The sequence below is a fragment of the Pseudomonas sp. BIGb0381 genome (assembly GCF_024809815.1).
Classification (GTDB): Bacteria; Pseudomonadota; Gammaproteobacteria; order Pseudomonadales; family Pseudomonadaceae; genus Aquipseudomonas.
The window spans coordinates 13,296-25,396 of the sequence record NZ_JANUEN010000010.1 but is presented as its reverse complement, the minus strand read 5'-3'; the positions used below and the strand labels follow the sequence as shown (position 1 = coordinate 25,396).

Genomic DNA, 12,101 nt, shown 5'->3' with positions numbered 1-12,101 from the left:
CGTTCATACCTTGAACCGCCCCACGCACTGCTGCAAATCCGTTCCCAGCCGCGCCAGCTCGATACTGGCCGCTGCCGTCTGTTCACTGGCGGCGGCGGCTTGCTCCGAGGCGTCGCGCACTTTCAATACGCTGCGATTGATCTCTTCGGCCACCGCACTTTGCTCCTCGGCGGCGGCGGCGATCTGCGGGTTCATTTCCTGGATGACCGACACCGTGCGGGCGATCTCCGTGAGGGAGTCCCCGGCGTTGCGGGCCAGGCCGACGCTGTTGTCGGTCAGGGTGCGGCTGTAGTCCATGATGTCGGCCACCTGTTGTGTACCGCTGTGCAGGCCTCCAATCAGCTCTTCGATTTCCTCGGCGGACTGCTGGGTCCGTTGGGCGAGACCGCGCACCTCGTCGGCGACCACCGCGAACCCTTGACCGGCCTCGCCGGCGCGAGCGGCTTCTATCGCGGCGTTGAGCGCCAGCAGGTTGGTCTGCTGTGACACAGACTTGATCACATCCAGCACGCTGCTGATTTTCTGGCTTTCCCGTTGCAGTCCTATCATGGCCTGGCCTGCGCGCGCCATTTCATGGGCAAGGTGCTCGATTTGCGCCACGGCATCCGTCACCACCTGATCGCCCAGTTCAGTCTGTTGATTGGCCTGGCCGGCAGCGATCGACGCCTGCTCGGCGTGGCGCGCAACCTCCTGGGCGGTGGCGAGCATCTGATTCATCGCGGTTGCGACCTGCTCGGTTTCATCGCGCTGATTGTTCACCCCGGCACGCGTTTGTTCGGTCACGGTGGAAAGTTCTTCGGCAGCGCTGGCGATTTGCCTCGCGTTGTCGCTGATGTTGCCAATCAGCCCCCGCAGGCTAAGCGTCATTTGGGTCATGCTGCTTTGCAACTGGCCCAGCTCATCCCGGCGTCGGGTCTGCACATCTTGGCTCAGGTCGCCCTCGGCAATGCGATTGGCGACTGTCAGCGCCCTACGCAGCGGCTTGACGATTTGCCCGGCAATCACCCAGGCAGCCAGGGCGCCGAAGAGCAACGCAGCAGCAGTAATGCCCAGGGTTTGGGTGCGGGCCTGCTCGGCTTCACTGTCGCGTCGTTGGGTCTGGTCCTGGCTCAAGAGATCACTCTGCCCGAGCAACTGATCCAACTGCTGCTCCAACTGGTTTTGCGTGTTTTCGGTGGCGAGTTGGGTGTCCTTGAGGCGTGTCAGGTAGGTGCGAATGCTGAGCACTGCGTTTTTCAGCACGCCGCTATCGACCGGCAGTTTTGCCACGGCTGCCTGGGCGAGTTCGAGGTTGCGCTCGGCGTCGCTGATGGCCTGGGCGTAGGCATCCAGCGAACTGGCGGCCCAGGCAGGGCTCTGGGCACGATCTTCGGCCTGTTCGATGGCTTGGCGCAGGTCTTCGATGGCATCCAGGGCCTTTGTATCGTCCTGGTCCGGGAGATCGCTTGCGAGTTGGGCCAGGACATCACCGGTCCGCGTGGTGGTCTGCTTCAGTTGCTCTCGGGCGTTTTCGCGTTTCTCAACCAGTGAGGGTACGTCTTTGAGGGTGGTTTTGAACGTTGCATTGATGCGGGCCATTTCCTGCAGATACCCAATGGATTTTGGCACTTTGAGCCGGCTGGAAAGCTCCACCAGAAGCCCGTCGATCTTTACCGTGCTCACACTCAATCGATTGAAGCTGGTGGGGTCGTCCAGGGTGCGGTAAATGATTCTGTCGGCCCGCAGTTCTTCGCCAGCCACCGCCAGTTGCGCGAGTACGGTCAGCGTTTGCGAGCGGTAAAGGGACGCAGCCAGGGCTTGCCAGCCGGTCACGGCAATCACGAAGCTCAGGGCCAGTACCAAGGAGAAACCCAGGGCGAGTTTGAGGGTGACACTGGCGTCACCCAACAGATGAGTCATTCGACGAAGCATGATTAACCTCCGACAAGTGAACAATGGGCGTTCTCGACATGCGCAAGCACATTGAGCTGAATTGAACGCTAGTTCTCTTGACGCAGAGGTGGGGCTGATAAACGTGTAGGAAATTTCAGAGGTCGCAGGCGGCGACCCAGGACAGGTCGCCGCGCGGGGAGGGGGTCAGACCCGGAAGCGGCCGACCAGTGTTTGCAGATGGGCGCCCAGGCGTGCCAGTTCGGTGCTCGACGTGGCGGTCTCTTCGCTGGCGGCAGCCGTTTGTTCCGACACATCGCGCACGTTCAGCACGCTGCGGTTGATCTCTTCCGCTACGGCGCTCTGCTGTTCGGCAGCGGTGGCGATTTGGGAGTTCATCGCCTGGATGGTCGATACCGTTCGTGTGATGTTTTCCAAGGCGCTGCCGGCGCGGCGCGTCAGCTCGACACTGCTATCGGTGAGGCCACGGCTATTGTCCATGATGTTCGCTACCTGCTGGGTGCCGCTTTGCAGGCCGGCAATCAGTTCCTCGATCTCTTCGGTGGACTTCTGGGTGCGCTGGGCCAGGCTGCGCACTTCATCGGCCACCACCGCGAAGCCACGTCCGGCTTCACCGGCCCGCGCTGCTTCAATCGCGGCGTTGAGAGCCAGCAGGTTGGTTTGCTGTGCCACCGACTTGATCACGTCGAGCACACTGCCGATCTTGTCGCTTTCGCGTTTCAGATCGGCCATGGCGACGGTGGAATTGCCGACTTCAGTGGCCAGGCGTTCGATCTGGGCGATGGCTTCACCGACCACCTTGTCGCCTTCGCGGGCCTGCTGGTCAGCCGCTGCGGCGGCTTCGGACGCTTCTTCGGCATTGCGCGCCACTTCCTGCACGGTCGCGGCCATTTCGTTCATGGCGGTGGCCACTTGGTCGGTCTCGACTTTCTGGCTGTTGACCCCGGCGCTGGTCTGCTCGGTCACGGCCGACAGTTGCTCGGCGGCGCTGGCGATCTGGGTGACACCTTCGCTGATGCCGCCGATCAACTCGCGCAGGCCCACAGTCATGCTTTGCATGGCGCGTTGCAGTTGGCCCAATTCATCCTGGCGCAGTGAAATGAGGTTGTGACTCAGGTCACCCGAGGCAACGCGCTCGGCAACTTCGAGGGTCTGGCTCAGCGGGATAATGATCTGACGGGTGATCGCCCAGGCCGCGACCAGGCCGAAGATCAGCGCCAGCCCGGCAGCCAGTAGCAGGAAGTATTTGGCTTGCGCGGCATCCGTATCGCGTACCGCCGTCTGGGATACCGTCAGTTTGTCACTGTGGCCCAGCAGGATATCGCCCTGCGCAGACATGGTCTTGAGCGCCGCTGCGCTGGCCACCTGAGAGTCGCGGTATTGGCTGACAGCGGCGCGGTAGGCTTGCAGCGAGACGCTGGCCTGTTGCAGGTTGGCCGAATATTGATCAGGCACCTGGCTGGTGAGGTTGGTGATTTTTTTCAGGGCGTTATCGATGGCATCCAGCGCCGGCTGCTCGGCTTCGACCTTGCCGCTGTAGGTGTAGCCGCGCACTTGAAAGCGTGCTTGCTGGATCAGCTTGCTCAGGTCCACCACACTGTTGAACAACGTGACGCTGTCGCCTTGCAGCAGGGATTTCTCCACTTCGCCGACCTTTAGTACTGCATTGTCGGCCGTGTCGCCGAGCTTGCTGCGGGCATTTTCGCGGCTGGCGCCGGCCTGCACCATCTCGTTGAACGCGCGTTTGTATTGGTCCACGGCGGCCAATTGTTCATCGACCAGGGCCGTGTCCGCGGGTTGTTCTATCAGGGTGCGTGCGGTCTTCAAGCCACTGTCCAGCTGGTTCAGCAATTCGTTGACCGCGGTCGGGCCTTGTTCGCCACGGCGCATCTCATAGTCCAGGCGTGCCAGGCGCAGGTCTTTGGTCAGGCCGTTGAGGCTGGAGATGTAACCCAGCTTGTCACCGCGGTTGATCACGTCACCCAGGCCGGTCCAGCCAGTGAAGGTGATCATCAGGGTCAACAGCAATACCAGGCCAAAGCCTACGGCCAGCTTGGTTTTGACGCTGACATTCCCCAGTTTTTCGGCTAACCAACGATACATGCTGCAAACTCCCTTGGAACAAGGCTTGGACTTATTCAGGAGTTATCGGCCTGCCCACGGGATTCTGTAGCGACGCGGTACCAATGTGGGAGCAAGCCCCGACCGCGGTGTTGTCAGAACAGGCGGGCGAGCAGGGCGGTGACGGCCGTTTCGACGCGCAGGATGCGGGCGCCCAATTGCACCGGCTGCAAGCCGGCCTTGGCCAGCAGGTCTACCTCGTAGGGGATCCAGCCGCCTTCCGGGCCTATGGCCAGGGTGACGGGCTCATCCAGCCCACGGGGGCAGGGTGGGTAGTCGCCGGGGTGGCCGATCAGGCCAAGGGTGCCTTCGGTCATGGTTGGCAGGCGGTCTTCGACGAAAGGTTTGAAGCGCTTTTCGATAACGATTTCCGGTAACACCGTGTCCCGCGCCTGTTCCAGGCCGAGGATCAGTTGCTCGCGAACGGCGTCGGGTTCCAGGAAGGGGGTTTGCCAGAAGCTTTTTTCCACCCGGTAGCTGTTGACCAGCACTACTTTCGGCACGCCCATGGCTGCCACGGTTTGCAGCACCCGGCGCAGCATTTTCGGGCGTGGCAAGGCCAGCAGCAGGGTCAGGGGCAGTTTGGCCGGTGGCGGTTGGTCGAAGCTTACTTGCAGTTCGGCTTCGCGGGCTTCCAGGCGCAGCAGTTGCGCGTTGCCCATCAACCCGCCAAGGCGCCCGACCCGCAGGCTGTCGCCCACGGCGGCGCGGTGGACTTCCTGCATATGCACCAGGCGCCGATCACGCAGGATCACTCGGTCGGCCGCGATAAAGTCGGCATCGAACAGCAACAGCAGGTTCACGGTTGGGTCGCTGGCGGCTGGTCGTCGTCGGCGGGTTGGTCATCCGGGTGATCGCCACGCTTGCTGATCAAGCCGCTGAACAGGATGCCGATCTCGAACAGCATCCACATCGGCACGGCCAGCAGGGTCTGGGAGAAGATGTCCGGCGGCGTGAGGATCATGCCGACCACGAAGCAACCGATGATCACATACGGGCGGATCTTCTTCAGGTACTGCACGTTGACCACGCCGATCCACACCAGCAGCACCACGGCCACCGGGATTTCGAACGCGACGCCAAAGGCGAAGAACAGCGTCATCACGAAGTCGAGGTAGCTGGTGATGTCGGTCATCATCTCCACGCCGGCCGGAGTGGCGGCCGCGAAGAACTTGAAGATCAACGGGAATACCAGGAAGTAGGCGAAGGCCATGCCGGTGTAGAACAGCAGGATGCTCGACACCAGCAACGGCACCGCGATGCGCTTCTCATGCTTGTACAGGCCTGGCGCGATAAAGCCCCAGATCTGGTGCAGGATCACCGGGATCGCCAGGAACAGCGAAACCATCATGGTCAGCTTCAACGGCGTGAGGAACGGCGATGACACATCGGTGGCAATCATCGTCGCACCGGCCGGCAGGTACTGGCGCAGTGGCGTGGAGACGAAGGTGTAGATTTGCTGGGTGAAGGCGAACAGCCCGGCAAAGATCACGAAGATCGCCGCCACGCAACGCAGCAGGCGGGTCCGCAGCTCGGTCAAGTGCGAGACCAGCGGCATATGCTGGTCGTTTTCCGGTTTATCAGCGCTCATGGGGCTCGCGGCGGCAATGTAGGATCATGGGGCGCGGGCGACGCAACAGGCGTCGGCGCAGGCTCGGTTGGAGCGGTCGGGGTCGGGGCGGCGGGCGTAGTTTCAACCGCGGGCGCGATGCTGTGCTCGGCCACAGGCTCCACCGGCTTGGTGGGTTCCTGTACCGGGGACAGAATCTTCCGGGCTTCCTGCTCCAACGACAGAATATGTTCGTTGTGCAGTTGGCGGCGAATCTCGTCGGCGCCGATTTCCCGTTCAACTTCCTGTTTGATGGCGTTGAAACTGCGTTTCAGGCGCCCGATCCACAGGCCGGCTGTGCGCGCGGCGCCGGGCAGGCGTTCCGGCCCCAGTACCAGCAAGGCAACAAGGCCGACGAGCAGCAGTTCAGAGAAGCTGATACCAAACATTAGTCAGTGCTCACGAGTCTTTGCGGGTCGGCTCTTCGACTTTTTCAGCCTGCACGTCGAAGGTACGACGCTCGGTGATCGGCTGGGTGGCCTGCGGGTGTACAGGCTGGGCCGGTGGCACCGGATTGGCGGCCGGGTCGGCAGGCTTCTCATCGTCGTTCATGGCTTTACGGAAGCCCTTGATCGACTCGCCCACATCGGTGCCGAGGTTTTTGAGTTTCTTGGTGCCGAATACCAGTACCACCACCACCAGAATGACGATCCAGTGTTTCCAGTCAAAAATACCCATGCTGCAAATCCTCTAGTAAAAGTTATTCAAGCGGACGGGCGCGAGGCCTTTTCGGCATGCCCGGACAAGCCGAAGCGACGGTCCAGTTCATCCAGCACGGCCTGTGGATGCTGCCCCAGTTGGGCGAGCATGACCAGGCTATGGAACCACAAGTCAGCGGTTTCATAGATTACATCGCTGCAATCGCCGCTGATTTGTGCGTCCTTGGCAGCGATGATGGTCTCGATGGACTCTTCGCCGAGTTTTTCCAGAATCTTGTTCAGGCCCTTGTGGTACAGGCTGGCGACGTAGGAGCTGTCGGCGTCCGCACCTTTGCGGTCCTCCAGCACCTGGGCCACACGGTTCAGGGTATCGCTCATGGTCAGTGTCCTGCGGAGTAGATGGCGTGCGGGTCTTTGAGCACCGGCTCTACAACCTTCCATTCGCCGTTCTCGAACACGCGATAGAAGCAGCTGTGGCGGCCGGTGTGGCAGGCGATGTCGCCGATCTGCTCGACCTTGAGGATCACCACGTCGGCGTCGCAGTCGATACGCATCTCGTGCAGGGTTTGCACGTGCCCGGACTCTTCGCCCTTGCGCCACAGTTTGCCACGCGAACGTGACCAGTAAATGGCGCGCTGCTCAGTGGCAGTGAGGCTCAGGGCCTCGCGGTTCATCCAGGCCATCATCAGCACGCGCCCGGTCTTGTAGTCCTGGGCAATGGCCGGCACCAGGCCGTCACTGTCCCACTTGATCTCGTCCAGCCAGTCTTTCATCTTCGGCTCCGGCAATTTGCGACAGTGTATAACCGGATGGGCTATCGACGCACGATCAGATAAACACCCACGGCGACCATGATGCCGGCCGGCCAGTGGCCCAGTTGGTTCAGCGGCCCACCAATGGCCAGCATCACGCCACCGACCAGGTGCGCGGCACCCAGCAGGCGCAGGAACCAATCGTCCTTGCGCTTGCGCCATGGCGGTTCCGGGTCTTTGGCGTGAGGCTGGGACATGCGCTCCAGCAGGTCGCGGGTCATGTTGGCCAGGTGGGGCAGTTGTTCCATCTGGCTATGCAAGTTGCCCAGCATGGTCTTGGGGCTCATGCGCTCGCGCATCCAACGCTCCAGGAAAGGCTGCGCGGTGTTCCACAGGTCAAGGTCCGGGTACAGCTGACGACCCAGGCCTTCGATGTTCAGCAAGGTCTTTTGCAGCAAGACCAACTGCGGCTGCACTTCCATATTGAAGCGCCGCGCGGTCTGGAACAGACGCATCAGCACCTGGCCGAAGGAGATATCCTTCAGTGGTTTTTCAAAGATCGGCTCGCACACCGTGCGGATCGCCGCTTCGAATTCATTGAGCTTGGTTTCCGCCGGCACCCAGCCCGAATCGATGTGCAACTGCGCCACGCGGCGGTAGTCGCGCTTGAAGAAGGCGAACAGGTTGCGCGCGAGGTAATCCTGGTCTTCCGGGGTCAGGCTGCCGACGATGCCGCAGTCGATCGCAATGTACTGCGGGCTCCACGGGTTGACGGTGCTGACGAAGATATTGCCGGGGTGCATGTCGGCGTGGAAGAAACTGTCGCGGAACACCTGGGTGAAGAAGATCTCCACGCCGCGCTCGGCGAGCATCTTCATGTCGGTGCGCTGGTCGGCCAGGGTCGCGAGGTCGGTGACCTGCACGCCGTAGATGCGCTCCATCACCAACACTTTCGGGCGGCACCAGTCCCAATACACTTGCGGCACGTACAGCAGCGGCGAGCCTTCGAAATTGCGCTTGAGCTGGCTGGCGTTGGCCGCCTCGCGCAGCAGGTCGAGTTCGTCGTAGATGGTTTTTTCGTAGTCGGCAACCACATCCACCGGGTGCAGCAGGCGCGCATCCGCGGAGAAACGTTCGGCGGCGCGGGCGAGGATAAACAGCCACGCCAGGTCCTGGCCGATGATCGGCTTGAGGCCCGGGCGGATCACTTTTACCACCACTTCTTCGCCGGTCTTCAACTGCGCGGCGTGCACTTGCGCCACCGAGGCCGAAGCCAGCGGTTCAACGTCGAAGCGGCTGAACACCTCGCTGATCTTCTTGCCCAGTTGCTCTTCGATCAGCTTCATCGACTGCTGCGAATCGAACGGCGGCACGCGATCCTGCAGCAGCATCAGTTCGTCGGCGATGTCTTCGGGCAGCAGGTCGCGGCGCGTGGAGAGGATCTGCCCGAACTTGATAAAGATCGGCCCCAGGTCCTGCAGCGCCAGGCGCAGGCGCGCGCCCCGGCTCAGCTCCAGTTGCTTGCGCGGGAACCAGCGCCACGGCAGTACATAGCGCACGGCCAGCAGGAACCATGGCAAAGGCAGGGCGAACAGCAGGTCATCGAGGCGGTAGCGGATTACGACGTGCTGGATACGGAACAAACGGCGGACGGCGAGCAGCTTCATGCGTTATCGCTTGGATCAAGGGAACGGCTCAGGCGCTCGAAGCGAGCCTCGAGACGTTCCAGGTCGATTTTGGCCTTGTCGAGTTCACGAAAGCGCGCTTGCGCTTCGCGTTCTCCGACCAGGGTGCGCGATTCTTCGCTCAGGTATTCGGCGAGGTTCTGGTTGAGGCTGGCGAACCCCTGCTGGTACCAGCGCGTGCGGCTGCGCAGGTGCCCGCTGATCAGCTGGGTGGCGACGGGGCCGATCCAGCGTGACAGCTCGTATTCCCAGTCCAGTTCCAGGTCTTGGAGTACGGCAGCCAAGTCCATCAGTACCGCACTGTCGCCTTCCAGGTGCACTTCGGGGCCGTGGAGGATGGCGGTCTTGTTGCGGCTCAGCGCCAGGTGCAACAGGCTGGTGGCCGGTGCACGCAGGGTGCAGTCGGCTTCAGCGGCCCATTGAGTGGCAAGCAACAGGCCTTCATCGCTGGGCAGGATAAACAGCTGCAGGGCGGGGCTGGTGCAGTCCACGGCGATGACCTTGCCGTTCAAGTGCGCGAGCCGCGCCAGGGCGGTGCTGTCCAGGCGCAGTACACGGTTGAGGCCGTGTTCGACGCTGGCGAGAAGGCCTTTGAGCAGCATCAGGGCTTGATGCCACGGTGCAGGGCGACGATGCCCGAGGTCATGTTGTGGTAGGTCACACGGTCGAAACCGGCCTCTACCATCATCGACTTCAGGGTTTCCTGGTCGGGGTGCATGCGGATCGATTCGGCCAGGTAGCGGTAGCTCTCGGCATCATTGGTGATCAGCTTGCCCATCAACGGCATGAAGGCAAAGGAGTAGGTGTCGTAGACCTTGGACATCAGCGCGTTGGTCGGCGTGGAGAACTCCAGTACCAACAGGCGGCCACCCGGCTTGAGCACGCGCAGCATCGAGCGGATCGCGTCTTCCTTGTGGGTCACGTTGCGCAGGCCGAAGGCGATGGTCACGCAGTCGAAATGGTTGTCGGGGAACGGCAGCTTTTCAGCGTCGGCCTGGACGAATTCGATATTGCCGGCCACGCCCTTGTCGAGCAGGCGATCGCGGCCGACCTTGAGCATCGAGCCATTGATGTCCGCCAGCACCACCTGGCCGGTAGGGCCGACGAGCTTGGAGAACTTGGCCGCCAGGTCACCCGTACCGCCGGCGATGTCCAGCACGCGGTTGCCGGTGCGTACACCCGACAGCTCGATGGTGAAGCGCTTCCACAGGCGGTGCATGCCGCCGGAGAGCACGTCGTTCATCAGGTCGTACTTGGCCGCCACGGAGTGGAACACCTCAGCGACTTTTTCCGCTTTCTGGCTTTCCGGGACGTTCTTGAAACCGAAGTGAGTGGTGGGTTCGGCATCGCTGCCTTTGCGCTGATCAGTCATATCGCTGTCACCAAAAGAGAATGCGGGACATGATAATCCCCAAGGCCTGCTTTGTCTTGGCAAGGCTGCAGGTAAGATAGGCGGGCACCGAGACCTTTTGCCGCATTCAAGGTATTCAAATCCCTATTAAAGAGGAGTCATTGCAATGGCCCGTATAACCGTTGAGCGTGCGCATTCCCTGGGTAAAGAAGCGGCACGCGCAAAGGCCGAAAAGTTGGCGCACAAACTCCAGGAGCAATATGGCCTGGAGCCTTCGTGGTCTGGCGATACCTTGAACCTCAAGCGGTCAGGGGTTAAAGGCACGGTATTAGTGGCGGAGGATTCGCTGCGCATTGATGTGGAACTGGGCCTGTTGATGTCGGCCATGAGTGGCACCATCAAGTCCGAAATCGAGAAAGCCCTGGATAAAGCCTTGGCCTGATCCGCGAGTACTTAGGGTGCCGATTCTAATTTTCCAGCCTACTTTGTGCCCAAGCCCTCAACTCCTGCGGGCCGTTCCTCCCCCCTATTCTGCGTGAGGTGCACCATGGCCAAAGTTATCCTGAAGAAAAAAATCGATGCTCAGACCGGCGCTTTGAGTGACGTTAAAACCTACGCCCGCAAGATCTGGTTAGCGGGTCTTGGTGCCTACGCGAAGGTCGGCAGCGAGGGCGGCGACTACTTCAAAGAGCTGGTTAAAGCGGGTCAACATATTGAAAGTAAAGGCAAAAAAGTTGCAGTGGAACAACTTGATGCGGCCAACAGTCAGATTGATCAAGTAAAGAGTAATGTCTCCACGGTCAAAGGTCTGGTAGAAGTTCAGCTGGATAAAGTTGAAAAAGCTTTTGATACTCGCGTTGCCAGTGCCTTGAATCGAATTGGCATTGCGTCTAAACATGACGTGGAGACACTCTCTGCTAAGCTCGAAGAGCTGACGGCATTGCTCGAACGTGTCGCGCGTAAACACTAAGGAGACATCGGGATGGCTGTTAAAAAGACTACTCAGAAAGAAGGCAGCTCGTGGGTCGGGAAAGTTGAAGAATATTCCCGCAAGATCTGGCTGGCTGGTTTAGGCGTTTACTCGAAGATCGACAGTGACGGCAGCAAACTCTTCGAGACCTTGGTTAAAGACGGCGAGAAGGCCGAGAAGTTGACCAAGAGCGCAGTGGGTAAACAAGTAGGCGCTGCTAAAGCGACTGCCGGTTCGCGCATCAGTGATGCGAAGAAGCAGGTATTGGGTACTTGGGGCGAACTCGAAGGGGCTCTGGACAAGCGCCTCAACAGTGCTATTTCGCGCCTGGGCGTGCCAAGTAAAGCTGAGCTGAAGACCCTGCACAGCAAGGTCGATACCCTGACCAAGCAAATCGAAAAACTCACCGGTGCCAAAGTGGCTCCAGTGAAAGCGGCTGCCGCTAAACCAGCTGCCAAGCCTGCCGCTAAAACCGCCGCTGCCAAACCTGCGGCCAAAACGGCCGCCAAACCGTTGGTGAAAGCTGCCAGCAAGCCAGCTGCAAAACCAGCGGCCAAGGCCCCGGCAAAAGCGGCTGCTAAACCCGCCGCCAAAACTGCAGCGGCCAAACCGGCTGCCAAGCCTGCCGCTAAACCCGTGGCTGCGAAAGCGGCTGCCAAACCTGCGGCTAAGCCAGCAGCCAAGGCCGCCGCAAAACCGGCCGCTAAGCCCGCGGCCAAAACCGCAGCCGCCAAGCCAGCCGCTGTTAAATCTGCAGCCAAGCCTGCTGCCGCGAAGCCGGTGGCCAAGCCGGCAACAAAACCTGCTGCTGCGAAGAAGCCAGCTGTAGCGAAAAAACCAGCAGCGCCGAAGCCAGCTGTTGCCGCCAAGCCCGCAACCACGGCGCCTTCTGCTTCGCCAGCCAATTCAGTGTCGGCACCGACGCCTGCTGCTGCCCCGACTGCAACGCCGGTAACCCCGACGCCAACCAGTCAGTCCTGACTTTTCCGGGACACGTAAAAATGCCCGGCCTGCAAAGGCTGGGCATTTTTTTGCGCGCTTACCGTGTGATCGTGGGCCCAAGC

14 protein-coding genes and 1 pseudogene are annotated in these 12,101 nt (G+C 60.9%); 3 read left to right on the top strand and 12 right to left on the bottom strand.

The window, feature by feature from the left end:
- Positions 1-3: 3 nt before the first annotated feature.
- From M2397_RS23385 to ubiE, 12 genes and pseudogenes are all read right to left on the bottom strand, one after another.
- Positions 4-1,911 (bottom strand): methyl-accepting chemotaxis protein, encoded by a 1,908-nt coding sequence (locus M2397_RS23385; RefSeq protein ID WP_259244514.1) that lies wholly within the window; start codon positions 1,909-1,911, stop codon positions 4-6.
- Positions 1,912-2,076: 165 nt separating this feature from the next.
- Entirely contained in the window at positions 2,077-2,781 is a 705-nt protein-coding gene (locus M2397_RS30590) for a methyl-accepting chemotaxis protein (RefSeq protein WP_405046499.1), read from the bottom strand.
- Positions 2,782-2,982: 201 nt separating this feature from the next.
- Positions 2,983-3,903, bottom strand: a pseudogene (locus tag M2397_RS30585) (methyl-accepting chemotaxis protein); the annotation flags it as partial.
- A 203-nt stretch (positions 3,904-4,106) separates the two neighbouring features.
- Entirely contained in the window at positions 4,107-4,814 is a 708-nt protein-coding gene (locus M2397_RS23375; RefSeq protein WP_131696882.1) for a 16S rRNA (uracil(1498)-N(3))-methyltransferase, read from the bottom strand.
- Positions 4,811-5,602: a twin-arginine translocase subunit TatC gene (tatC, locus tag M2397_RS23370; protein ID WP_027605034.1), complete on the bottom strand. Its 792-nt coding sequence runs from the start codon at positions 5,600-5,602 to the stop codon at positions 4,811-4,813. The genes M2397_RS23375 and tatC overlap by 4 nt, the downstream gene beginning before the upstream one ends.
- The gene (gene tatB / locus M2397_RS23365) at positions 5,599-6,009 is read right to left on the bottom strand and encodes a Sec-independent protein translocase protein TatB (RefSeq protein ID WP_131696881.1); all 411 of its coding nucleotides are present in this window, start codon (positions 6,007-6,009) and stop codon (positions 5,599-5,601) included. The genes tatC and tatB overlap by 4 nt, the downstream gene beginning before the upstream one ends.
- Positions 6,010-6,019: 10 nt before the next feature.
- Entirely contained in the window at positions 6,020-6,298 is a 279-nt protein-coding gene (locus M2397_RS23360; RefSeq protein WP_003171180.1) for a twin-arginine translocase TatA/TatE family subunit, read from the bottom strand.
- Positions 6,299-6,324: 26 nt separating this feature from the next.
- The gene (locus tag M2397_RS23355; RefSeq protein ID WP_027605032.1) at positions 6,325-6,657 is read right to left on the bottom strand and encodes a phosphoribosyl-ATP diphosphatase; all 333 of its coding nucleotides are present in this window, start codon (positions 6,655-6,657) and stop codon (positions 6,325-6,327) included.
- Positions 6,658-6,659: 2 nt separating this feature from the next.
- Positions 6,660-7,052, bottom strand: coding sequence for a phosphoribosyl-AMP cyclohydrolase (gene hisI / locus M2397_RS23350; protein WP_012721796.1), 393 nt, complete (start codon positions 7,050-7,052; stop codon positions 6,660-6,662).
- A 41-nt stretch (positions 7,053-7,093) separates the two neighbouring features.
- On the bottom strand, positions 7,094-8,698 hold the full coding sequence (ubiB, locus tag M2397_RS23345; protein WP_131696880.1) for a ubiquinone biosynthesis regulatory protein kinase UbiB: 1,605 nt from the start codon (positions 8,696-8,698) through the stop codon (positions 7,094-7,096).
- Positions 8,695-9,318, bottom strand: a complete 624-nt coding sequence (locus tag M2397_RS23340) for an SCP2 domain-containing protein (RefSeq protein ID WP_145335902.1) — start codon at positions 9,316-9,318, stop codon at positions 8,695-8,697. Before M2397_RS23340 ends, ubiB begins: the two co-directional genes overlap by 4 nt.
- Positions 9,318-10,088 (bottom strand): bifunctional demethylmenaquinone methyltransferase/2-methoxy-6-polyprenyl-1,4-benzoquinol methylase UbiE, encoded by a 771-nt coding sequence (gene ubiE, locus M2397_RS23335; RefSeq protein WP_259244512.1) that lies wholly within the window; start codon positions 10,086-10,088, stop codon positions 9,318-9,320. Before ubiE ends, M2397_RS23340 begins: the two co-directional genes overlap by 1 nt.
- Before the next feature lie 145 nt (positions 10,089-10,233).
- On the opposite strand from ubiE, the gene M2397_RS23330 reads away from it, so the two are divergent.
- From M2397_RS23330 to M2397_RS23320, 3 genes are all read left to right on the top strand, one after another.
- Complete coding sequence (locus M2397_RS23330) at positions 10,234-10,509, top strand: polyhydroxyalkanoic acid system family protein (RefSeq protein WP_131696878.1); 276 nt, start codon at positions 10,234-10,236, stop codon at positions 10,507-10,509.
- Between the two features lie 105 nt (positions 10,510-10,614).
- Entirely contained in the window at positions 10,615-11,037 is a 423-nt protein-coding gene (locus tag M2397_RS23325; protein WP_131696877.1) for a phasin family protein, read from the top strand.
- Positions 11,038-11,049: 12 nt separating this feature from the next.
- Positions 11,050-12,018, top strand: coding sequence for a phasin family protein (locus M2397_RS23320; protein ID WP_259244511.1), 969 nt, complete (start codon positions 11,050-11,052; stop codon positions 12,016-12,018).
- Positions 12,019-12,101 lie beyond the last annotated feature (83 nt).